A 21,722-nucleotide genomic window follows, 5' to 3' on the forward strand; every position below is an offset into this window, starting at 1 on the left:
ACCTTCCGACCACCCCCGCCCCCGATGCCTGATTGTGTTTCAGTCGCCGAGCAGGGTTGTCAAGGCGGGAAAGCGTGCCTTGACAACCCTGGTCGGCGACTAACGATCGGCTGTGGATCGGGGGCGGGGGAGGTCTGATTGGGGTAGTCGGCTGCTTTGCGTTGCCGGGCGGCGGTTTGTGTTGTGGGGCCGCGAAAAGAACAACTACCGGCGCGGTAGCTTGTCCAGCAGGCGGAGTCCGATCGTCATGCCCCGAGCCCACACCTTCCCCGGCACCACGCGAGGCGGCCGAAGCCGAACGCCCCTCTGCACGGCGATCGACTGTGCTTCGGTGTACTTCAGCAGTCCCTCGGCGCCGTTCCGCCTTCCGAAGCCGCTGTCCTTCATGCCTCCCATGGGCAGGCCGACGCTGCCGAAGGTCGCCGCGTAGCCTTCGTTCACGTTGACCGTTCCGGCCTTCAACCGGGTGGCCACCGCCCATCCCGCGGCCGCGCTGCCGGACCACACGCTCGCGTTCAAGCCGTATTCGGTGTCGTTCGCGCGCTCGATGGCCTCATCCAGGTCCGTGTAGCCGTAGATCGCGACCACCGGGCCGAACGTCTCCTCCCGGAACAGCGCCACGTCCTCCGTCACGTCCGTGAGCACCGTCGGCTCGTAGAACAACGGGCCCAGGTCGGGACGGGCCCGGCCGCCCGTGAGCACAGTCGCTCCCTTGGCCCGCGCGTCCTCCACGTGGGCGCTCACCGCCGCCAGCTGGTCGGCGCTCGTCAGGGACCCCATGTCCGCGCCGAAGCCGAGTTCGGCGCCCAGCTTCAGCGCCTTGGTCTTCGCCACGAACGCCTTCGTGAACTCGTCCCGGATGTTCTCGTGCACGTAGATCCGCTCGACCGACACGCACAACTGCCCGGCGGAGGAGAAGCACGCCGTCACCGCACCGGCCGTCGCCTTCGCCACGTCGGCATCCGGCAGGACGATCATCGGGTTCTTGCCGCCCAGCTCCAGCGAATAGCCGGTGAGCCGCTTCGCGACCTTCTCCGCCAGCGCCTTCCCGGTCGGCGTCGAACCGGTGAAGCACAGGTAGTCCGACTCCTCGACGATCGCGTCGCCGATGCGCGAACCCCGGCCCAGCACGATCCGCCACACCCCCGCGGGCAGACCGGCCTCCTCGGCCAGCTCGTGCAGCCACAACGCCGACAACGCGGTCTGGTTGTCCGGCTTCTGCACCACCGCGTTGCCCGCCGCGAGCGCCGGCAGCACGTCCATCGCGGTCAGCGCCAGCGGGTAGTTCCACGGCGAGATGACCCCGACGACACCCTTGGGGTGACGCACCTCGCCCGCCTTCGTCGCGACCGGGATGACCCCCGCGGCCCGCCTGGCGCCGAGGATCTTCGCGCTGTGCTTGCCGTAGTAGCCCGCCACCAGGGCTGTCGCGCTGACCTCGTCGAACGCGTCGATCCGCGCCTTGCCAGCCTCCAGCTGCACCAGGTTCAGGATCTCCTCCTGACGGCCCAGGATGAGCTCCCCGAGCCGCTTCAGCACCCGCTGCCGCTCGGCCACCGGACGCGCCGCCCACGCCCGCTGCGAAGAGCGCGCCGCGGCAAACACCGCACGCACGTCTGCGTCGGTGGCCTGCGGCAGCGTCACGGTCGGCAGCCCGGTGAACGGCGCGGTGATCTCCACCGGAGCGGAATCCTGCCCGCCTTCGGCCCGCCGGGCGAGCTGCGCGGCGCGGGCCGCGGTGGGCGCGCCGGGGATCCCGCCGACGGTGTTCGGTCCCGTCGAAGCCTCACCCGTGTTCGCGGCGGTGCTGGTCATCGGCCCTCCTGGCGCTGGTCGGCGGCGTTACCGGCGAGTACAGCATACCGTCGGTATGGCGAGGATCCCTTTTCGTTCGGGAACGTCACAGTCGGAGATCCACACGTCTCAGGAGTGGGCGGCCGGACCGGGCGAGGGCCGGGCCGGCCGCCTGTCACGCCACGTACCGCGCGAGGTGCTCGCCGGTCAGCGTCGAGCGGGCGGCCGCGAGCTCGGCCGGACTGCCCTCGAACACGATGCTCCCGCCGTCGCTGCCCGCGCCCGGCCCGAGGTCGATGACGTGGTCGGCGTGCGCGATGACCGCCAGGTGGTGCTCGACGACCACCACCGAGCGCCCGGAGTCCACCAGCCGGTCGAGCAGCTCCAGCAGCTGGGCGACGTCGGCCAGGTGGAGCCCGGTCGTCGGCTCGTCGAGGACGAGCACCGGGGCGTCGGCGGCCATGTGCACGGCGAGCTTGAGCCGCTGCCGCTCCCCGCCGGACAGGGTGGTCAAGGGCTGGCCGAGCGTGAGGTACCCGAGGCCGACGTCGCGCAGCCGCACCAGGATCCGGTGCGCGGCAGGCAACCCGGTGGCGAAGAACACCGCGGCCTCGGCGACCGTCATCGCCAGCACCTCGGCGATGTTGCGCCCGCCGAGCCGGTGTTTCAGCACGTGGGCCTGGAAGCGGCGGCCCTCGCACTCCTCGCACACGGTGGTCACCCCGGCCATGAGCGCCAGGTCGGTGTAGACGACGCCGGCGCCCTTGCAGGCCGGGCACGCGCCTTCGGAGTTGGAGCTGAACAACGCCGGCTTGACCCCGCCGGCCTTGGCGAACGCGGCGCGCACCGGGTCGAGCAGCCCGGTGTAGGTCGCCGGGTTGGAGCGGCGCGAGCCCCGGATCGCGCTCTGGTCGACGACGACCACGCCCTCGTGCCGGGCCACGGCCCCGTGGACCAGCGAGCTCTTGCCGGACCCGGCCACCCCGGTGACCACCGTGAGCACGCCCAGTGGCACGTCCACGTCGACCTTCCGCAGGTTGTTCTCGGCGGCGCCGCGGACGGGCAGGGCCCCGGTGGGGACGCGCACGCTCTCCTTGACCGCGGCGCGGTAGCCCAGGTGCCGCCCGGTGAGCGTGCCGGAGGCACGCAACCCGTCGACGTCGCCTTCGTAGCAGACCTGCCCGCCCGCGGTGCCCGCACCGGGACCGAGGTCGACGACGTGGTCGGCGATCCGGATCGTCTCCGGCTTGTGCTCGACCACCAGCACCGTGTTGCCCTTGTCCCGCAGGCGCAGCAGCAGCTCGTGCATGCGGTGGATGTCGTGCGGGTGCAGCCCGACGGTCGGCTCGTCGAACACGTAGGTGACGTCCGTCAGGCTGGAGCCGAGGTGGCGGACCATCTTCACGCGCTGCGCCTCGCCGCCCGACAGCGTCCCGGCGGGCCGGTCAAGTGACAGGTAGCCGAGGCCGATCTCGACGAACGAGTCCAGGGTGCGGCCCAGGTTCGCCAGCAGCGGAGCCACCGAGGGGGCGCTCAGCCCGCGCACCCACCGGGCCAGGTCGCTGATCTGCATGGCGCAGGCGTCGGCGATGTTGATCCCGTCGATGCGGGAGGCCAGCGCCGCCGCGTTCAGTCTCGCCCCACCGCACTCCGGGCACGCGGCGAAGGTGACCGCCCGCTCCACGAAGGCGCGCACGTGTGGCTGCAGTGCGTCCTTGTCCTTGGACAGCAACGACTTCCGCACCCGGTGGAGCAGGCCCTCGTAGGAGATGCTCGAGCCGCCGAGCCGGATCTTGGTCTGGTCGCGGTGCAGCAGGTCGTGCAGCTCGGTGTCGCTGTAGTCGCGGATCTTCTTGTCCGGGTCGAGGAACCCGGAGCCGGTGTAGGTGCGCACGAGCCAGCCGTCCGGGGTGAAGCCGGGCACTTGGATGGCGCCCTCGGACAGGCTCCGGTCCCGGTCGACGACGGCGCCGAGGTCGATCTCGGACACCTGGCCGGTGCCCTCGCAGCGCGGACAGGCCCCGGCGGGCAGGTTGAAGCTGTAGTGGAACCCGGGGCCGGCGCTGGGCTCGCCGAGGCGGGAGAACACGATCCGCAGCATGGCGTGCACGTCGGTGGCGGTGCCGACGGTGGAGCGGGAGTTCGGGGTCATCCGCTCCTGGTCGACCACGATCGCCGTGGTCAGGCCCTCCAGGACGTCGACGTCGGGGCGGGCGGCCCGTGGCAGGAAGCCCTGGACGAAGGCGGAGTAGGTCTCGTTGATCAGCCGCTGCGACTCCGCGGCGATCGTGCCGAACACCAGCGAGCTCTTGCCGGAGCCGGAGACTCCGGTGAACACGGTGAGGCGGCGTTTGGGGATGGTGACGTCGACGTCGCGCAGGTTGTTGACGCGAGCGCCCAGGACGCGGATCAGGGCATGGCTGTCGGCGGGGTGTCCCATACCCCTACTCTATACACCGTACGGAGTACCCGTTCGGTCGCCGCGATAGGCGCTCACCGCGAGCCGCTTCCACTCCTCCAGCAGCTGCTTCCGCCGCGCGGGCGCGCCACCCAGCTCGGCGTCCAGCGCCAGACCGCGGGTGAAGTTCACCGTCAGCCAGAACAGCGTCTCCAGGCGCTCGCGGGGCAGGTCGGGCGCGAAGATCCGGATCAGCGTCAGCGTTTCGCGGCCCAGGGCCCGGTCGACCGGCCGGATCGCCGCCCGCAGGGCCGGGTCGGTGCGCGCCGCGATCCACAGTTCGGTCGCGGCGGTGGCGAGTGTGCCGGAATAACCGGCCCACAGCAGGTCGATCGCCGCGGGAATGGCCTCCTCGCCGCTCGGCAGGTCCGTGAACGACTCCGCCAGCGCCGCTGTCCGCCGGCTCGTGAGATGCGCCACAGCGGCTGCCATCAGGTCGGCCTTGTCCGCGAAGTGGTGCTGCGCCGCCCCTTTCGACACCCCCGCCCTGGCGCAGATCTCCTGCATCGACGTGCGGGCGTAGCCGAGCTCGACCAGGCACTCGATGGTCGCGTCGAGCAGGGCGGTCCGGGTCTGCTCCCGGCGCTCGGCCTGTGTGCGGTGCCCCCGCGCGGTCACGTCGCCTCCTTTACCGGCGCTCTCACCGGATGTACATTCCAGTCGGAACTTACATTCCATCCGTAATGTTTTCCACCGCTGGAGGTCACCGATGCCGTTGCCCGCACCGAAGAGTTCCTGGGCGCAGGACCTGGGCGAGTTCCGCGAACTGGCCCGCGCGTTCTGCCAGAAGGAGCTCGTGCCGCACCAGGAGCGGTGGAGCGAGCAGAAGTCCGTCGATCGCGAGCTGTGGACCAAGGCGGGCGAGGTCGGGCTGCTCGCCATCTCGATCCCCGAGGAGTACGGCGGCGGTGGCGGCACCTTCGCGCACGAAGCCGTGCTGTACGAGGAGCAGGCCCGCAGCGGCGACGGCTCCTGGGGCGTGTCCGTGCACAACGGGATCGTGGCGCACTACCTGCTGCACTACGCCACCGAAGAGAAGAAGAAGGAGTGGCTGCCCAAGCTCGCCAGCGGCGAGTGGGTCGGCGCGATCGGCATGACCGAGCCCGGCACCGGCTCCGACCTGCAGGGCATCAAGACCCGCGCGGTGCGCGAGGGCGACGAGTACGTCATCAACGGCGCCAAGACCTTCATCAGCAACGGCGGCATGGCCGACCTGGTGGTGCTGGCCTGCAAGACCGACCCGGACGCCGGCGCGGCCGGGGTGTCGCTGATCGTCGTCGAGACCAACCGCGAGGGCTTCCGCCGTGGCCGCGTGCTCGACAAGGTCGGCCTCAAGGGCCAGGACACCGCCGAGCTGTTCTTCGACGACGTGCGGGTGCCCGCGGCGAACCTGCTCGGCGAGGAGGGCCAGGGCTTCATCCAGATGATGCAGCAGCTCCCGCAGGAGCGGCTGATCATCGCGGTCACCGCGGTGGCGGGCATGGAGGCTGCGATCGACCTCACCATCGAGTACACGAAGGGCCGCACCGCGTTCGGCCGCCCGGTCTACAACTTCCAGAACAGCAAGTTCAAGCTCGCCGACGCCGCCACCGAGGCGGCCGTGGCCCGCGCGTTCCTCGACCAGTGCATCGAGCGGCACCTGAAGGGCGAGCTGGACGTGCAGGGCGCGGCCATGGTCAAGCTGTGGACCACCGAGCGGGCCAACAAGGTCGTCGACGACTGCGTCCAGCTGCACGGCGGGTACGGCTACATGACCGAGTACCCGATCGCGCGCGCGTGGACGGATCTGCGCATCTCCCGCATCTTCGGCGGGACCAGCGAGATCATGCGCGAAGTCATCTCGCGGACGCTCTGATGGCGGGACCACTCGCCGGGCTGAAGGTCGTCGAGCTGGCCGGTCTCGCCCCGGCGCCGTTCGCGGGCACGCTGCTGGCCGACCTCGGCGCCGACGTGGTGCGGGTCGACCGGGCGAAGCCGGGGGCGGACGTCCTCGGCGTGCCCAACGACCCGCTCACCCGCGGCCGCCGGACCATCGGCGTGGACACCAAGAGCGCCGAGGGCGTGGAGGTCGTGCTGCGGCTCGCCGACCGGGCCGACGTGTTCATCGAGGGGTTCCGCCCCGGCGTCGCCGAGCGCATGGGGCTGGGCCCGGAAGACGTGCAGGGGCGAAACCCGCGGATCGTCTACGGCCGGGTCACCGGCTGGGGCCAGGACGGGCCGCTCGCTTCGGCGGCCGGGCACGACATCAACTACCTCAGCGTCGCCGGCGCGCTCGAACCCATCGGGCGCGCCGGGGAACGGCCGGTGCCGCCGCTCAACCTCGTGGGTGACTTCGCCGGCGGCGGGATGCTGCTGGCGTTCGGCATCCTCGCCGCGCTGCACGAGCGGACCTCCTCGGGTCGCGGGCAGGTGGTGGACGCGGCGATGGTCGACGGCGCGGCGCTGCTGATGACGCAGCTGTTCGGGATGCGGTCGGCCGGGATGTGGCCGAACGAGCGGGGCGGCAACGTCCTCGACGGCGGCGCCCCGTTCTACGACACGTACGAGACCGCGGACGGCAAGTACGTCGCGGTCGGGGCCATCGAGATGCGGTTCTGGGGCGACCTGGTGCGGGTGCTCGAACTGGACCCGGCGGAGCTGCCGGTGCACCTGGACTGGAACCAGTGGCCGCGGCTGCGGGAAATCCTGGCGTCGGCGATCGGCAAGTTCACGCGGGACGAGCTGGTCGCACGGGCGGAGGGCACGGACGCGTGCCTGACGCCGGTGCTGAGCCCGTGGGAGGCGGCGGCGCACCCGCACAACGCGGCGCGCGGGACGTTCGTGGAGATCGGCGGCGTGGTCCAGCCCGCCCCGGCGCCGCGGTTCGACCGCACGCCGCCCGCGACGCCCGAGGCGCCCCACGAGAAGGGGGCGGACACCGAGGACGTCCTCGCCGAACTCGGGTACGACGCCGAGCGGGTCGCGGCGCTGCGAGCGGCGGGGGTGGTCGCTTCCTGACGCGGGTTCCACGCGGCCCCACGGCCGCGATTCCTTTCCCCGCAACGGGGTACCGGCAAGGTGGGCGGCGCGCAGGTGATCGCCTCCTGACGCGCGTGCGACAGATCGTTTAGAGTGGTCACAAGTCCCGGCTGGGCACGCAGCGTCACAGCGTCCAGCCATCCGTGTGAAGGGGTGTCGAAAACGTCCCGGTGACGGCAGGATTGCCGTTGATCGGGGGAACCAGGCCCGCGGCGCGCCGCGGGCCCAGTGCAGCGAGGGGAACACGGCCATGTCGGCGAACACCAAGAAGATCGTCATCGTGGCTGTCGTCGCGCTCGTGCTGTTCTTCCTGATCACGCGTCCGACCGAGTCCGCAGAGGTGGTGCGCAGCGCGCTGGGCTGGCTCCGGGACGGCGCCGAAGCCATCGTGACGTTCGTCCGCAGCCTCTTCTCCTGACCCCATTCCGGCCACGGCCGGCACCGCCTCCCGCGGTGCCGGCCGTGGCCGTGCGCGTCTCGCCGTCAGCTACGGAAAGTCACCAATCTCGGCATCTGAGGGGCGCTGTTCGACCATCCGGGTGGATTGGGGTGATTAACGCGCTGGTCGCTGAATTCCTTGCCCGGAACCTCTGGCGCGACGGCCCGAATTCCCCCTACGGTGCTCACATTGCGTGACCAGCCGGTTCTCGCCGGCGAAACGGTCAATCGCTTCGATCATCGCCGTTCGATGGTGGCTTTCAGTGGGGCACGAGGAGGCAGGGATGACCGGAGATCCCGGGGTGGATGCGGTGATTGCCCAGTGGGCGTCCGAGCTCGAGCGCACGCCGGAGGAGATGGAGGCCGACCGGATCGCCTCCGCCTGGCTCGCCGAACTGCCGCAGCAACCACCAGGGATTCCCGGCCAGCGGGCCCGCACCGGCACCCGCACGTGGAAGCCGGTGGAGTCGGCCGACCCGGACTACCTGGACGCGATGCAGGAACGCCTGCCCGAGGTGCCGGTCGACCTGCTGGTCGCCGCGGCCGGCTGGTGGCAGATGGTCGGCGACATCGAAGAGGCCAAGGCCTGGTGGGACGCCGGCATCAGCCCGCTCGACCAGCGCGCGCTGGACTACCGGTCCGCCGGCCTCAGGCCGTCCGACCTGTCCCGCCGTCTCGGCCCGATGACGGTCCTGCAGCACCTGCGCCGCGGCAGCGCCCCGGCCTGGTGCGTCGCCCGCCTCGCCCGCCAGCAGCGCGCCAGCTGACCGTCGAGGTCGCGTAACGTCAGGAAACGCGGCCTCGTTGGTCAGGTGAGGCTTTAGCGCTCGCTTGACACCGGCGCACCTATCGTCGGCGCGCGGGAGCGTGCGGACGTCGGTGGGAGGCAAGGTTCTTGGACACGGAGCAGATCGAGCACGACCCTGCGGACGTGTCCACCGAGGAGGAAGCCGTGGCACAGCCCGCCGGCAGGCGGGCCGCGCCGGCGGTGCTCGGCAGGCTCGCGGTCGTGGTGGTGGTGCTGGCCGCGGCGGTCGGCGGGGTCTGGGCGACCAGCGCGGTCACCCGGCCCGACCGCACCGAGACCACCACCGAGATCCCGGACCTGGACAACGCGGCGGCACAGGTCGCGCCCGGTTCGGCGGCCCCGGTCAACGCGACCGTCGAGGGCACCCCCGCGGCGCAGACCCAGCCGCAGCAGCAACCCCAGCAGCAACAGCAGTCCGGCGGCGGCGACCTGCTTTCCCAGTGGGCGGCCAAGGTCTCCGACGTCACCGGCATCCCGGCCCGCGCGCTCGTCGCCTACGGCAACGCCGAGCTGGAGATGCGGGCCGCGCAGCCGAAGTGCCGGCTGTCCTGGGCCACGCTCGCCGGCATCGGCCGGGTCGAGTCCAACCACGGCCAGTACGGCGGCGCGGTGCTGCAGGCCAACGGGCTGCCGTCGAAGGCGATCATCGGCGTCCCGCTGGACGGGTCGCCCGGCATCAGGGCGATCGGCGACAGCGACGGCGGCCGCTTCGACGGTGACCCGGTGTACGACCGGGCGGTCGGGCCGATGCAGTTCCTGCCCAGCACCTGGGCCCGCTACGGCGGCGGCTACAACCCGCAGCAGATCGACGCCGCCGCGCTCGCCGCGGCCAAGTACCTGTGCGTCGGCGGCCGCGACATGGCCAGCGCGAACGGCTGGTGGGCGGGAATCCTGTCGTACAACAACTCGGTCGACTACGGGCAGAAGGTGTTCGGCCTCGCCGACGCCTACGCCAAGGCCGCCCAGGTCGTCAAGGTCTCCTGACCCGCGGGTGCTAGCGTCGTGGGGTGCCCACGGGTCTGTTCACGCCGCGCCGGATCGCGATCGGCGTCCTGTGCGTCGCCGCGTTCGCGGTCTGCTGCGGGCTGGCCTGGTGGCAGTGGAACCGGTTCGAATCGGCGAGCGGCTCGTTCCAGAACCTCGGTTACGTGCTGCAGTGGCCGCTGTTCGGCGTGTTCCCGGCGTTCATGGTGTGGCGGATCTGGAAGCTGCGCCGCGAGGCGGCCGCGGAGGACGCCGCGCCGGAGGAGTCGCGTGCCGAGTGGGGCCGCAAGCCGGTGAGCGAGGTGCCCGCGCCGCGGGTGCGCCGGGCTCCGGCCGACGACGAGGACCCCGAGCTCGCCGCGTACAACCGCTACCTGGCCGAGCTGCACGCTCGTGACCAGCGCGAGAGCTAGAAAGGCAGACTGCGATGGTGGACACCGACGAACGTGAAGGCGCCCCGGCCGCGAAGGCCGCGCCGGCCCTGCGGGGGCCGCTGCTGCGCTACCGCGTGCTGGCCTACGTCACCGGTGTCGCGCTGCTGCTGCTGACGGCGGCGTTCATCCTGAAGTACGCGTTCGACTCGCCCGGCATGATGAGCTGGGCCGGCGTCAGCCACGGCGTCTTCTACATGGTCTACCTGGTGTTCGCGGTCGACCTGGCGCTCAAGGCGCGGTGGTCGATCAAGGGCACCATCCTGGTGCTGCTCGCGGGCACCATCCCGTTCCTGTCGTTCGTCGCGGAGCGCTCGGTCACGCACCGCGTCCAGGCGGGTCGCAAGCTCTGAGCGAGTAGGGCACGACGGTCGACCCGCGCAGGGTGTCCGCGTCCAGGGTCGCCGGCCGGAAGCCGTCCAGCCGGGCGACCATCTCGCCCACCGGGTCGGCCACCTCGTCGGTCCGGCCGGACAGGAACGCCCACTCGTGCTCGTCCGAGCCGAAGTACACCGGCGTGGCGAAGACCTCCCGGAACCGCGCCCACGCCACCCGCAGCGTGTCGTTGCGCCACAGCGTCGGGCAGCCGCCCTGGCAGCACACCACGCCGCCGGGCGCGAGCAGCTTGGCGCACTGCCGCAGGAAGTCCGCGCCGTAGAGCCGGTTGTGCTGCGCCGCCGGGTCGGTGTTCTCGTCCGGCAGGTCGATCACCACCAGGTCGTACCCGCCCGGCGACGACTCGGCGAACGAGAACCCGTCCTGGTAGTGCACCCGGATCGGTCCGTCGCCACGCTCGGCGGCTGCCAGTTCGTCGAGCGTGTAGCCGTAGGGGAGCAGCTCCGCGCACGTCCGGACCGCGACCCGGTCGATGTCGACGTGGTCGACCTGCTCAGCGCCGAACGCCACCGCCAGCTGGCTCGCCACGCCCTCGCTCGACCCGATGATCAGCACCCGGCGCAGCTCGGCGGCCAGCAGCATCGCGGGCACCATCAGCGCCTCGTGGTAGACGAGCTGGCTCTCCTCGGTGCTCTGCCGCTCGTCGTCGCAGAACAGGGACACGCCCTGCGCGGTGCGGCCGATCAGCAGCCGCTGGAAGCCGGTGTGCTCGTCGAACAGCACCTCGGACACGTCCCACACCCGCGACAACCCGGGGCCGAGGGGCTCAACGATCTGCCGTGACATGCTTCTCCCCGCGCTCGACGACCGACATCTCCACGTCCGCGGCGCCCAGCGCGGCGGACAGCAACCGCACCGCGAGCACCGGGTCCGCCTGGTCCCCGCAGGTGAACACGTCCGCGAACACCGCGCCGATCTCCGGATAGGTGTGCACCGAGGCGTGCGACTCGGCCAGCAGCGCCAGCACCGTCACGCCCTGCGGCTCGAACCGGTGGCCGACCACCTCGCGGACCGTCGCCCCGGCCTCGGTCACCGCGGACCGCAACGCCTCACGCAGGAACGCCGGATCGTCCAGCAGGCCGGGGGCGATGCCCCGCAGCTCGGCGAGGACGTGCCGTCCGGCGAACGCGCCGATCTCACGCGCCATCGGCGAGCACGCCTCCTTCCAGGCAGTAGGTGCGCAGGGGCGGGATCCCGTTGAACGCCACCGACGAGTAGCTCGCCGTGTACGCGCCGGCGTCGAGGATGTCGATCCGGTCACCGGCGCGCAGCGACAGCGGCAGCTCGTACGGGGTCCGTTGGTACAGCACGTCGTCACCGTCGCACGTCGGCCCGGCGAGCACGACGGGACCCCGCTCACCGCCGCGGTCCACCGGTTCCAGCCGGTAGGGGATGGCCTCGTTCTCGGTCTCGGCGAGCCCGTTGTACCGGCCGACGTCGAGGTAGACCCAGCGCCGTCCGAACCGGGTGGCCACCAGCACCACCTCGGTGCGGATCAGCCCGGCCTCGGCGACCACGGCCCGGCCGGGTTCGAGCAGCACCTCCGGCTCGTCCGGGAAGTACGCGGCCACCGCGGACCGGATCGCCCCGGCGTACCCGGCGAGCGACGGCACTGCTTCGCGGTAGGTGATGCCGAACCCGCCGCCGATGTTCAGCCGCCGCGGCCGCACCCCGCGGGCCGCGCAGTCGGCGAAGATCTTCGCGGCCGCGGCGACACCGGCCTCCCACGCACCCGGGTCCGGCTGCTGCGATCCGACGTGGAACGCGATCCCGGCCGCGTCCAGGCCCAGCCGGTCCGCCTCGGCGAGCAGGTCGGCGGCCCGGTCCGGCTCGCAGCCGAACTTCTGCCCGAACGGCGTGGCCGAAGCCGGGCCGTCCACCAGTACCCGCACCGACACCGACGCGCCCGGCGCGTGCTCGGCCAGCGCGGCCAGGTCACCGGGGGCGTCGGTGGTGAAGTCACGCACCCCGCGCGCCCACGCGAACGCGATGTCGGCCGGTTTCTTGATCGTGTTCCCGTAGGACAGCGCCGCCGGCTCCGCGCCGGCCGCCAGGCACGCCTCGATCTCCGCCGGGCTCGCGACGTCGAACCCGCCGCCCGCGCCGAGCACGGCCCGCAGCACCGCGGGCTCGGGGTTGGCCTTGACCGCGTAACGCAGACGCGCGCGCGGGAACTCGCGGACGAACTCCCGCACGCGCTCGGCGACCGTGTCCGTGTCCACGACCAGGCACGGCGTGGCGGGGCCTGCTTCGCTCAGGAACCGCCTGATCCGCTCAACGCTCACCCGTGAAGCGTCTCAGGAGCCGATCCCGGTCAGCGAACGGACCTCCATCTCGGCGTGCTTGCGCGGGTCGGCCTTGTCCTTGGCCAGGATCGTGCCGAGGAAGCCGCACAGGAACGAGAACGGGATCGACACCAGGCCCGGGTTCTTCAGCGGGAACCAGTGGAAGTCCACGCCCTTGATGATCGAGTCCGGCGAACCGGACACCACCGGCGAGAAGATCACCAGCACCAGGCACGCGCCGAGGCCGCCGTAGATGGCCCACAGCGTGCCGGTGGTGTTGAACCGCTTCCAGAACAGGGAGTACAGCAGCGTCGACAGGTTCGCCGAGGCCGCGACCGCGAACGCCAGCGCGACCAGGAACGCGATGTTCTGCCCGTTGGCGAGGATGCCGCCGATGATCGCCAGCACCCCGATCCCGATCGCGGTGAAACGCGCCACCCGCACCTCGTCGACCGGGTCGGCGTGGCCGCGCTTGAAGATGTTGGCGTACACGTCGTGGGCGAAGGACGCCGACGCGGTCAGCGTCAGGCCGGCCACCACCGCCAGGATCGTGGCGAACGCGACCGCCGCGATGATGCCCAGCAGCAGCGTGCCGCCGATGTGCAGCGCCAGCAGCGGCGCCGCGGAGTTCTCGCCACCGGGCGCGGCCTTGATCTGGTCGGTGCCGACCAGCGCGGCCGCGCCGAAGCCGATGACCAGGGTGCACAGGTAGAACACGAACATGCAGGCGGTGGCCCACACGACCGAGCGGCGCGCTTCGTGCGAGTTCGGCACCGTGTAGAAGCGCATCAGCACGTGCGGCAGCGCGGCCGCGCCCAGGATCAGCGCGACGGCCAGCGACACGAAGTCCAGCTTCGTGGTGCCGTTCGCGCCGTACTGGCCGCCCGGCTCGAGCAGCTTCCCGCCCATCGGGCTGTGGTAGGCCGCCTGCGAGAGCAGGTTCGACAGGCTGAAGCCGAACTTGCCGAACAGGAACACGGTCATCAGCACCGCGGACAGGATCAGGATGGTGGCCTTGATGATCTGGACGTACGTCGTGCCCTTCATGCCGCCGACCAGCACGTACAGCACCATGACGATGCCGACCACGGCGATGATCAGGGCCTGGCCGAGCCCGCCGTGGATGTTCAGCAGCAGCGCGATCAGACCGCCGGCGCCCGCCATCTGGGCCAGCATGTAGAACAGCGAGATGACCAGCGTCGACGTCGCGGCGGCGGCGCGCACCGGGCGCTGCTTCATCCGGAAGCTCAGCACGTCGCCCATGGTGAAGCGGCCGGTGTTGCGCAGCAGCTCCGCGATGAGCAGCAGGTCGACCAGCCAGGCGACCAGGAAGCCGATCGAGTAGAGGAACCCGTCGTAGCCGTGCACGGCGATCGCGCCCGCGATGCCGAGGAACGACGCGGCCGACAGGAAGTCACCGGACAACGCGATGCCGTTCTGCCGCCCGGTGAACGCGCTGCCCGCGGCGTAGTAGTCGGAGCGCGAGGAGTTCCGGCTGCTCACGCGGTACACGACGAACAGCGTGATGGCGACGAAGAGCGCGAAGACGGCGATGTTCACGACCGGGTTGCTGGCCGCGGTCGCACCGCCTGCGGCGAGAAGGTGGTTCATCGGGGTCACTGCACTCCTGCCTGGCGGCGGACCTCGTCCACCTCGGGGTCGATCCGGCGCCGCGCGAACCGCAGGTAGGCGGCCGTGATCGCGGCGGTCGAGACGAACTGGAGGATCCCGAGGACGATCCCGACGTTGACCTCGCCGAACACCTTGATGCTCATGAAGTCGTGCGCGTACGCGGCGAGCAGCACGTAGAGGAGGTACCAGAGCACGAACGCCAGGCTCATCGGGAACACGAAGCGGCGGAACCGGCTGCGCAGCGCGGTGAACTCCTCGCTGCGCTGGATCGCGACGAAGTCCGGGCCCGTCCGGCGGCGCGGGCCGGGCGGCTCGGGAGTGGTCGGGCTGCTGCTGCCGAACAGCGGCCGCATCTGTCCCGTGTCCTCCACGGGGTTGCGCGCAGCGGTGCGGGCGACGTTCTGCATCTCTGCCTCCCGGCGAGCGAGCGAAGTCGGCGAAAATCCTTCGGGAGCGCACATGCTAGCCACGGCGACCTGCGCCTCCGACAGCGGAGGACCTCTTCAGAGTGAAGCGGGTCTGCGCCACCCGGACGGGTTAATCCGCTGATCGGGCGAAAGGCGGGCGGGATTCCGCCGAAGCACGTAACCGGCTGTGAAGTGGCGCGGGGTGCCGTCCCTGGAAGGGGTGAGGGGCGTCAAGACGCGCAACACCGCGGCGGTGGTGGGAAAACGCTGGCCAACGGCGGTGACCGGGCAGAAATCCACGTCACAGCGAAAGCCACAAGATCGGGCGGTATTAGGCCGCGCCGCCACAGCGCGTTCGCACGGTCGGTGCGGATTTTCCGATTCATCCCAGTAAACTCTGGGCTAAGTGGGTGACAGGTCCACGGTGTGGGGGTGCCCTGCCGTAACCACGCACCCCGCTTGTGCTGCCCTGACAAGGCATTTCGCGTAAACCCCTTGTCACCAGCGGTATTTCCGCAGGTCAGCACCCCCGGATTCGGCGGGCTTCGGCTGAGCCCGTTTGGTGTACGCTTCCGGGGCCACGCTGACTCGCTGTGACCGAGCGTAAACCGGTGTTGTGCGCGGCATCGTGCACACCGCATGATGCACCGGCAACGGCGCCGGGCCGGTCCGGCGGGACGGCGGGCGGCCGGGACAGCGCCGTCGGCTGGGGCTGCAGGAGAAGCGACGAAGTTCCACCCGTGATGAGGAGAGCCATGCGGTTGAGGCCACGCGGTGCCGTCGCCGTGCGCTCCGGCACGGGTCCGGCCCACCACGCACAGCAGACGCCGGACAGGGAGTCACCTTCGTGACCGTTGCAGGACAGGGCCAAGTGCCTGTGGGACAGCTCCTCGGCCAGCAACCGAAGGAGCCGTCGAAGTGGGCCACGCTCACGCGCTGGCGGGACTGGCGGCTCTCCGCCAAGCTCGCCGCCGTGTCGCTGGTGCCCATCGTGGTCGCCCTGGTGCTGGGCGGGATCACGATCGGCAACCAGGTCGAACGCTCCGGCAACTACGAGCGGATGAACCGGCTGGTCGAGCTCAACGGCACGGTCCGCACGCTCGTCGACGCGCTGCAGCAGGAGCGCACCGAGACCGCGGCGCTGCTCACGCAGGGCACGGTCGGCAGCTCCCCGCAGCTGGACGCCGCCCGCAGGCTGGTGGACGAGGCGACCGGGCCGGTCAGCAGCGCCACCGGGCACGCCGCCGACGCCGACGACGGTGTCCGCGCGCCCGGCGAAGCCGCGCAGGCCGCCGTCGGACGGCTCCCCGAGGTTCGCCGCCAGGTCGCGGAGGGCCGCCTCGACGCGGTGCAGGCGCTGGCCGCCTACAGCGAGATGACCGAGTCGCTGATCGGGCTGGACACCGCGCTGGTCGCCGGCATCGGCGACGACGCCATCGGCGGCACGCCGAGCGCGTTGCACGACGTGCTGGTGGTGAAGGAGGAGGCGTCCACCGCGCAGTCGCTGCTCGGCTACGGCATCGCGCGCGGCAACCTCACCCCGAGCCAGCTCAACGACCTGCGCACGGCGGAGCTGCGGCTGACCGACCGGCTCGCCGACTTCCGGGCCGCGGCCAGCTCCGCCCAGGAGGCCCAGTTCGACCGCTCCGTGATGGGGCAGGACTTCAACACCCGCAGCCGCCTGGTGAACGGCGTGCTCGCGGCGGAGGGCGCGTCGGTGCCCAGCGCGCTGCGCGGCATCTCGGCCCAGCAGTGGACCGCTGTGTCGGCGTCGGTGATCGCCGCGTTGAACACCGTGAGCGACAGCCTGGGCGACGAGCTCACGACCACCTCCGCGGACCTCGCGGACAGCGCGGGCACCGACGCGGGTCTGCTCGCGGTGCTGCTGTTCCTCGCGCTCGTGGTCACCGCCGCGGTCGTCATCCTCATCACCCGCCAGCTGCTGCAGTCGCTGCGGATGCTGCGCGCGGGCGCACTGGACGTCGCCGACCGGCAGCTGCCCGCCGCGGTGCAGAACATCCAGGAAGGCCGCGAGCAGAGCACCGACGTGCAGCCGTTGTCGGTCGGCACCACCGACGAGATCGGCGAGGTGGCCAAGGCCTTCGACGCGGTGCACAGCCAGGCGCTGCGCCTCGCGGTCGAGCAGGCCAACATGCGCACCGGCTACAGCAGCGTGTTCGTCAACCTCTCGCGCCGCAGCCAGAGCCTCGTGCAGCGGCAGCTGCAGCTGATCGAGCGGCTGGAGCGGGACGAGGAGGACGCCGACCAGCTGGCGACCCTGTTCCAGCTCGACCACCTCGCGACCCGCATGCGGCGCAACAACGAGAACCTGATGGTGCTCTCCGGCGCCGAGCCGGGCCGCCGCTCCGGCCAGCCGGTCACCACCTCCGACGTGCTGCGCGCCGCGGTGTCGGAGATCGAGCAGTACCAGCGCGTCGTCGTGCAGACGCCGCCGGAGGCCCGCATCGTGGGCTTCGCGGCGAGCGACCTGATGCGCCTGGTCGCGGAGCTGCTGGACAACGCGACCGCGTTCTCCGCGCCGGAGACCCAGGTGACGGTGACGACCCGCGCCGCCGACCACGGCGGCCTGGTCATCGACATCATCGACCAGGGCATCGGCATGAACGAGGCCGAGGTCGCCGAGGCCAACGCCCGGCTGACCGAGGCCGGCACGGTCGACCTCGCGACCTCGCGCCGCATGGGCCTGTTCGTGGTCGGCCGCCTCGCCGGGCGTCACGACATCGGCGTGGTCCTGCACGGCGGCAAGGACATCGTGGGTGTGCGGGCCACCGTCACGGTGCCCGCGGACCTGGTGATGGACCTGCCCGCGCCTGCCCCGGCCCGGCCGGACCCGTCGACCGCGCTGCCGCGGCGGCGCACGGTCAACGGCGCCGGGCGGCCGGAGGCGCTGGCGAACTTCGGCCAGACGCCGGGTGACGGGGCCAGCAGCCCGTCCTGGACGCAGAACGGGCACTCCGGTGTGCTGCCGCCGCGGCCGCCGTCGGACCTGGAGATCTCGGGTACCGCGTTGTTCACGCCGATTCCGGCGGAGGGGGAGGAGCCTGCGGCGCCGCCCGCACCCGCGCCCGCCCCGGCCGCCGAGGCGCCCGCCGAGCCGGAGCCGGAGCCCGCGCCGGGTGAGCTGCCCAGCGGCAAGGCGTTGTTCACGGCGAACAGCAGCCCGCTGTCGGAGTGGTGGAGCTCGGCGGCGAACGAGCCGAAGCCCGCGACGCCGCCGCCGTCGCGCCGCGAGACGACGCCGATCTTCGACGAGACCCTGTCGGCCTGGTTCCGCAGCGACGACCCGCCCGCCGCCTCCTCGAAGACGGCCGAGTCCACTTCGGACAAGGCGGGCGCTTCGGGCGACAAGGCGGCCAGCGGCTGGGACTTCGCGGTCGACGAGAACTGGCGCGCGGTCCAGGCGGCGTCCCAGGTGGAGCCGAAGACCTTCACCGATGCGGGCCTGCCGAAGCGCCGCCGTGGCGAGCAGTTGCTGCCCGGCAGCGCCGCGGCGGAGACCCCGGCGCCGAACCCGCAGCGCGAGATCCCGGTCCGCGACCCGGCGGACGTGCGGGGCAGGCTGAGCAGCTTCCAGCGCGGCGTGAACAGGGCCCGCCACGCGAAGCGCGACCAGCCCGAAGGCGCTGGGGTGCCGGAAAGCGCTGCCAGCGCGCAGAGCACCGCACCGACTACCGGGAGCGAGGCCTCGTCGGGGGCCGAGGCGTCGCCGGGTGGGCTGCCGCGCCGGCAGCCGCGCCCGGGGGCGGCTGCCCCGGATGCGGCGAAGGACCCGCGCCCCGGCGCTGCTGCTCCGGATTCGGCGGCGGAGCGGAAGCCGCGCCCGTCGGCGGAGGCTCCCCAGCTGGACAGCGGCCTGCCCCAGCGCCGCCCGAAGCCCGGCGCCGCGGACAGCGCCCAGCCCGCGGCCGCCACGCCGGAGACCGGCCTGCCCCGCCGCGAGCCGAAGGCTGCGGAGCCCACGGACGCGGGCCTGCCTCAGCGGGAGTCGAAGGCGGCCGGTTCGACGGAGGCCGGCTTGCCGCGCCGCGAGTCGAAGGCGGCCGGGCCGACGGACGCCGGCCTGCCCCAGCGGGAGCCGAAGGCCGCCGGCGGCTCGGCCACGGAAGGCACGAAGCCCAGCCAGCCCGAAACAGCGGACAACGGCCTGCCGCGCCGCCAGCCGAAGGCCGCGGAGCCGCAGTCGGCCGGCGACTCGCCCCAGCGCGAGCCGAAGCCCGCGGGTTCGACCGAGGCTGGCCTGCCCCAGCGCGAGCCGAAGGCGGCGGGTTCGACGGAGGCTGGCCTGCCCCAGCGCGAGCCGAAGGCGGCGGGAGCGACCGACAGCGGCTTGCCGCGGCGCCAGCCGAAGGAAGCCTCGCAGGCCTCGGAGACCGAGCGCGCTCAGTCGAAGGAGCCCGCAGCCCAGGCCGAGTCCCAGCCGAAGACTGCGGAAGGGACCGAGCCGGGCCTGCCCCAGCGGCAGCCCAAGGACGCCGGCTCCCGCAGCGAGGCGCAGCCGGCAAGCGGCCTGCCGCAGCGGCAGCCCAAGCCGTCCGACAGTGGCCTTCCGCAGCGGCAGCCCAAGGACGAGGCCCCCTCGCGGGGCGAGGCGCAGCCGGGAAGCGGCCTGCCGCAGCGGCAGCCCAAGCCCGCCGAAACCGGCCTCCCGCAGCGGCAGCCGGCTTCGGCTCAAGCGGAAACCGGCACTGGTCTGCCGCAGCGGCAGCCCAAGTCCGCCGACACTGGCCTGCCCCAGCGGCAGCCCCGCACGGACAGTGGCACCGGGCTCTTCCAGAGCGAGGGCACGGGCCTCTTCCAGCGGCCCGGCGGCACCGGCGAGAGCACCGGCCTCTTCCAGCGGCCGGGATCCGCGCCGGACACCCCGGCCGAGCCGCAGCCGCAAAGCCAGCAGCCGCACAGCCGGCAGCCACAGGGCCAGCAGGCGCAGGGCCAGCAGGCGCAAAGCGGCGACGCCGTGGCGGGCGGGGACGGCGCCTGGTCGTTCGCGTCGGACGAGAGCTGGGCCGCGGTGCAGACCGTCTCCTCGTCGCCGCCCTCGAACTTCACCGCGGCCGGGCTGCCCAAGCGGCGCCGCGGTGAGCAGTTGCTGCCCGGCAGCGCACTGGCCCCGGGGGCCCCCGCCCCGGCGCCGCGGACACGTCGTGACCCGCAGGATGTGCGTGGCAGGCTGAGCAGTTTCCAGCAAGGTGTTCAGCGTGGAAGGCACCGGACCGCTCAGTCCGCCGACCCCGATCAAGGAACCATGGAGGGTGAATGACCACGCCGCAGCCACAGAACCAGTTCGGATGGCTGGTCAATGATTTCGCCGAGCGTGTGCCTGGCGTGGCGCACGCGGTGGTCGTTTCGGCCGACGGCCTGCTGCTGACCGCTTCGAACCGGTTGCCGCTCGACCGCGCCGACCAGCTCGCCGCGGTGGCCTCCGGGCTCGTCAGCCTGACCCAGGGCGCGGCGCGGTGCTTCGAAGCCGGTGCGGTCAACGAGACCGTCGTGGAGATGGAGCTCGGGATCATGATCCTGATGTCCATCAGCGACGGCTCCTGCCTGGCGGTCCTGGCCGCCCCGAACTGCGACATCGGCCAGGTCGCCTACGAGATGACCATGCTGGTCGACCGGGTGGGCCAGATCCTCACCCCCGAACTGCGGGCTCAGCTGCAGGGGGCCGCGGGTCCCCTGATCGGTGAACCGGTGGGATGATGCCGACATGACAACGGGATCCGAGAGTGGCTCCCCGACGTCCGGCGGTGAACCGGAGCCGACGTTCGCCGACGTGATGAACAGCTTCAGCCTGGACTCCGGGCGCGGCCGCCGGAAGCGCAAGAAGCAGCGCGACCAGCAGCCCGGGAACGACACGGCCGAAGCCCCCGAAACACCACAGGCCGAGCAGGCGCCCCCCGCGCCACCGCCGACGCCACAGCCGCAGCCGGCACCCGCTCCGCCGCCCCAGCCGGAGCCCCCGGCCCGGCCGGCGAGCCTGTTCGACCCCTCGCCGGGCAGCGGGTTCTTCGAACCCGTGCAGCCCGCCCAGCCGTCGCGGCCCGTGCCGTTCCGGCGCGAGGAGCCCGAGATCCACCCCGCCGAGGAGACCGCCGTGGTGCGCCCGTACGCGCTCACCGGCGGCCGCACCAAGGCCCGGGTCGCCCTGGAACTGGAGACGCTGATCTCCGTCCAGGACGCCGTCCTCGCCCGGCTCGACGCCGGAGCGCTGACGGTGCAGTTCGAGCACCGCTCGATCATGGAAGAATGTCGGACACCGCGGTCGGTTGCGGAGATCGCAGCGCTGCTGCGGGTCCCGATCGGCGTGGCCAGAGTCCTCATCAGCGATGCCGCCGATGCCGGGCTGGTCACCGTGCACCGCACTATGTCGACCAACGACGACGCCGAGGCGCATCTCATGTTGATGGAAAGGGTGTTGAGTGGACTCCGTCGGCTTTAAGGCACCGCGGCAGACCGCGCCGCAGACCATGACCTCGGCCAAGATCGTGGTGGCCGGTGGCTTCGGTGCCGGCAAGACCACCTTCGTCGGCTCGGTCTCGGAGATCGTGCCGCTCACCACCGAGGCCATGATGACCGACGCGAGCCGCGGCATCGACAACCTCGACCAGACACCCAACAAGGCCACCACCACCGTGGCCATGGACTTCGGCCGCGTGTCCCTGGACAGCGACCTGATCCTGTACCTGTTCGGGACGCCGGGTCAGCAGCGGTTCTGGTTCATGTGGGACGACCTGGTGAAGGGCGCGATCGGCGCCGTGGTGCTCGCGGACACGCGGCGGCTGGCGGACTCGTTCGCGCCCGTCGACTTCTTCGAGGACCGCAGGCTGCCCTACATCATCGGCGTCAACACCTTCGACGGTCAGCTCCACCACGAGCTGAGCGACGTGCGCGAGGCCCTGGCGATCGACGAGAGCATCCCGATCGTGCGTTGCGACGCCCGCGACCGCGAGTCGACCAAGCAGACGCTGATCACGCTGGTCGAGTACGCGATGCGGCAGTGGATCGCGATGCGCGCCGCCGGCACGCGCTGACGCCGGCGCGGTAGCCAGGGGAAGT

General features: G+C 71.9%; 19 protein-coding genes. 11 read left to right on the forward strand and 8 right to left on the reverse strand.

Going from position 1 to position 21,722, the window contains the following annotated elements; all coding sequences use genetic code 11:
* Positions 1-204: 204 nt before the first annotated feature.
* From L2C96_RS25730 to L2C96_RS25740, 3 genes are all read right to left on the reverse strand, one after another.
* Positions 205-1,815: a succinic semialdehyde dehydrogenase gene (locus L2C96_RS25730; protein ID WP_237338090.1), complete on the reverse strand. Its 1,611-nt coding sequence runs from the start codon at positions 1,813-1,815 to the stop codon at positions 205-207.
* 154 nt (positions 1,816-1,969) lie between these two features.
* Positions 1,970-4,234, reverse strand: coding sequence for an ATP-binding cassette domain-containing protein (locus tag L2C96_RS25735; protein WP_237338091.1), 2,265 nt, complete (start codon positions 4,232-4,234; stop codon positions 1,970-1,972).
* A gap of 9 nt (positions 4,235-4,243) precedes the next feature.
* Entirely contained in the window at positions 4,244-4,870 is a 627-nt protein-coding gene (locus L2C96_RS25740; RefSeq protein ID WP_237338092.1) for a TetR/AcrR family transcriptional regulator, read from the reverse strand.
* Positions 4,871-4,961: 91 nt separating this feature from the next.
* Between L2C96_RS25740 and L2C96_RS25745 the strand changes: the two genes are divergently transcribed.
* From L2C96_RS25745 to L2C96_RS25775, 7 genes are all read left to right on the forward strand, one after another.
* Positions 4,962-6,107, forward strand: coding sequence for an acyl-CoA dehydrogenase family protein (locus L2C96_RS25745; protein ID WP_020418822.1), 1,146 nt, complete (start codon positions 4,962-4,964; stop codon positions 6,105-6,107).
* Positions 6,107-7,249, forward strand: a complete 1,143-nt coding sequence (locus L2C96_RS25750) for a CaiB/BaiF CoA transferase family protein (RefSeq protein ID WP_237338093.1) — start codon at positions 6,107-6,109, stop codon at positions 7,247-7,249. The genes L2C96_RS25745 and L2C96_RS25750 overlap by 1 nt, the downstream gene beginning before the upstream one ends.
* Before the next feature lie 271 nt (positions 7,250-7,520).
* Complete coding sequence (locus L2C96_RS25755; RefSeq protein ID WP_020418820.1) at positions 7,521-7,688, forward strand: hypothetical protein; 168 nt, start codon at positions 7,521-7,523, stop codon at positions 7,686-7,688.
* 304 nt (positions 7,689-7,992) lie between these two features.
* A complete protein-coding gene (locus L2C96_RS25760; RefSeq protein WP_020418819.1) occupies positions 7,993-8,475 on the forward strand; it encodes a hypothetical protein in 483 nt (160 codons plus the stop codon).
* A gap of 128 nt (positions 8,476-8,603) precedes the next feature.
* Positions 8,604-9,500, forward strand: a complete 897-nt coding sequence (locus tag L2C96_RS25765) for a lysozyme family protein (protein WP_020418818.1) — start codon at positions 8,604-8,606, stop codon at positions 9,498-9,500.
* Positions 9,501-9,523: 23 nt separating this feature from the next.
* Entirely contained in the window at positions 9,524-9,913 is a 390-nt protein-coding gene (locus L2C96_RS25770) for a hypothetical protein (RefSeq protein WP_237338094.1), read from the forward strand.
* Positions 9,914-9,927: 14 nt separating this feature from the next.
* Entirely contained in the window at positions 9,928-10,284 is a 357-nt protein-coding gene (locus L2C96_RS25775; RefSeq protein ID WP_020418816.1) for a DUF3817 domain-containing protein, read from the forward strand.
* Here L2C96_RS25775 and L2C96_RS25780 read toward each other — a convergent pair.
* Genes L2C96_RS25780 through L2C96_RS25800 form a run of 5 tightly spaced genes read right to left on the reverse strand, consistent with a single transcriptional unit; the run spans position 10,250 to position 14,651 of the window.
* Positions 10,250-11,113: a spermidine synthase gene (locus L2C96_RS25780; protein ID WP_237338095.1), complete on the reverse strand. Its 864-nt coding sequence runs from the start codon at positions 11,111-11,113 to the stop codon at positions 10,250-10,252. The two genes, L2C96_RS25775 and L2C96_RS25780, sit on opposite strands and share 35 nt — an antisense overlap.
* Positions 11,094-11,474: an adenosylmethionine decarboxylase gene (gene speD, locus L2C96_RS25785; RefSeq protein ID WP_020418814.1), complete on the reverse strand. Its 381-nt coding sequence runs from the start codon at positions 11,472-11,474 to the stop codon at positions 11,094-11,096. Before speD ends, L2C96_RS25780 begins: the two co-directional genes overlap by 20 nt.
* Positions 11,464-12,612, reverse strand: coding sequence for a type III PLP-dependent enzyme (locus L2C96_RS25790; protein ID WP_237338096.1), 1,149 nt, complete (start codon positions 12,610-12,612; stop codon positions 11,464-11,466). Before L2C96_RS25790 ends, speD begins: the two co-directional genes overlap by 11 nt.
* A gap of 12 nt (positions 12,613-12,624) precedes the next feature.
* Entirely contained in the window at positions 12,625-14,223 is a 1,599-nt protein-coding gene (locus L2C96_RS25795) for a monocarboxylic acid transporter (RefSeq protein WP_027935990.1), read from the reverse strand.
* A gap of 5 nt (positions 14,224-14,228) precedes the next feature.
* Entirely contained in the window at positions 14,229-14,651 is a 423-nt protein-coding gene (locus L2C96_RS25800; RefSeq protein WP_020418811.1) for a DUF485 domain-containing protein, read from the reverse strand.
* An 877-nt stretch (positions 14,652-15,528) separates the two neighbouring features.
* Here L2C96_RS25800 and L2C96_RS25805 point away from each other — a divergent pair.
* From L2C96_RS25805 to L2C96_RS25820, 4 genes are read left to right on the forward strand one after another with little or no spacing between them, the layout of a single operon-like run.
* Positions 15,529-19,929 carry a sensor histidine kinase gene (locus L2C96_RS25805; RefSeq protein ID WP_372491269.1) on the forward strand — a complete coding sequence of 1,467 codons (4,401 nt, stop codon included), beginning with the start codon at positions 15,529-15,531 and terminating at the stop codon, positions 19,927-19,929.
* Positions 19,926-20,366, forward strand: a complete 441-nt coding sequence (locus L2C96_RS25810; protein WP_017983799.1) for a roadblock/LC7 domain-containing protein — start codon at positions 19,926-19,928, stop codon at positions 20,364-20,366. Before L2C96_RS25805 ends, L2C96_RS25810 begins: the two co-directional genes overlap by 4 nt.
* Positions 20,367-20,373: 7 nt before the next feature.
* On the forward strand, positions 20,374-21,105 hold the full coding sequence (locus L2C96_RS25815; RefSeq protein WP_237338098.1) for a DUF742 domain-containing protein: 732 nt from the start codon (positions 20,374-20,376) through the stop codon (positions 21,103-21,105).
* Positions 21,086-21,697 carry a GTP-binding protein gene (locus L2C96_RS25820; RefSeq protein WP_017983797.1) on the forward strand — a complete coding sequence of 204 codons (612 nt, stop codon included), beginning with the start codon at positions 21,086-21,088 and terminating at the stop codon, positions 21,695-21,697. Before L2C96_RS25815 ends, L2C96_RS25820 begins: the two co-directional genes overlap by 20 nt.
* Positions 21,698-21,722 lie beyond the last annotated feature (25 nt).

The organism is Amycolatopsis tucumanensis (assembly GCF_021654135.1).
Classification (GTDB): domain Bacteria; phylum Actinomycetota; class Actinomycetes; order Mycobacteriales; family Pseudonocardiaceae; genus Amycolatopsis_E; species Amycolatopsis_E tucumanensis.

Excerpts from the sequence above, each read along its gene's own strand:
- L2C96_RS25730 (WP_237338090.1), bottom strand. The coding sequence starts at position 1,815 with ATGACCAGCACCGCCGCGAACACGGGTGAGGCTTCGACGGGACCGAAC.
- L2C96_RS25735 (WP_237338091.1), bottom strand. The coding sequence starts at position 4,234 with ATGGGACACCCCGCCGACAGCCATGCCCTGATCCGCGTCCTGGGCGCT.
- L2C96_RS25745 (WP_020418822.1), top strand. The coding sequence starts at position 4,962 with ATGCCGTTGCCCGCACCGAAGAGTTCCTGGGCGCAGGACCTGGGCGAG.
- L2C96_RS25750 (WP_237338093.1), top strand. The coding sequence starts at position 6,107 with ATGGCGGGACCACTCGCCGGGCTGAAGGTCGTCGAGCTGGCCGGTCTC.
- L2C96_RS25755 (WP_020418820.1), top strand. The coding sequence starts at position 7,521 with ATGTCGGCGAACACCAAGAAGATCGTCATCGTGGCTGTCGTCGCGCTC.
- L2C96_RS25760 (WP_020418819.1), top strand. The coding sequence starts at position 7,993 with ATGACCGGAGATCCCGGGGTGGATGCGGTGATTGCCCAGTGGGCGTCC.
- L2C96_RS25775 (WP_020418816.1), top strand. The coding sequence starts at position 9,928 with ATGGTGGACACCGACGAACGTGAAGGCGCCCCGGCCGCGAAGGCCGCG.
- L2C96_RS25780 (WP_237338095.1), bottom strand. The coding sequence starts at position 11,113 with ATGTCACGGCAGATCGTTGAGCCCCTCGGCCCCGGGTTGTCGCGGGTG.
- speD (WP_020418814.1), bottom strand. The coding sequence starts at position 11,474 with ATGGCGCGTGAGATCGGCGCGTTCGCCGGACGGCACGTCCTCGCCGAG.
- L2C96_RS25795 (WP_027935990.1), bottom strand. The coding sequence starts at position 14,223 with ATGAACCACCTTCTCGCCGCAGGCGGTGCGACCGCGGCCAGCAACCCG.
- L2C96_RS25800 (WP_020418811.1), bottom strand. The coding sequence starts at position 14,651 with ATGCAGAACGTCGCCCGCACCGCTGCGCGCAACCCCGTGGAGGACACG.
- L2C96_RS25810 (WP_017983799.1), top strand. The coding sequence starts at position 19,926 with ATGACCACGCCGCAGCCACAGAACCAGTTCGGATGGCTGGTCAATGAT.
- L2C96_RS25815 (WP_237338098.1), top strand. The coding sequence starts at position 20,374 with ATGACAACGGGATCCGAGAGTGGCTCCCCGACGTCCGGCGGTGAACCG.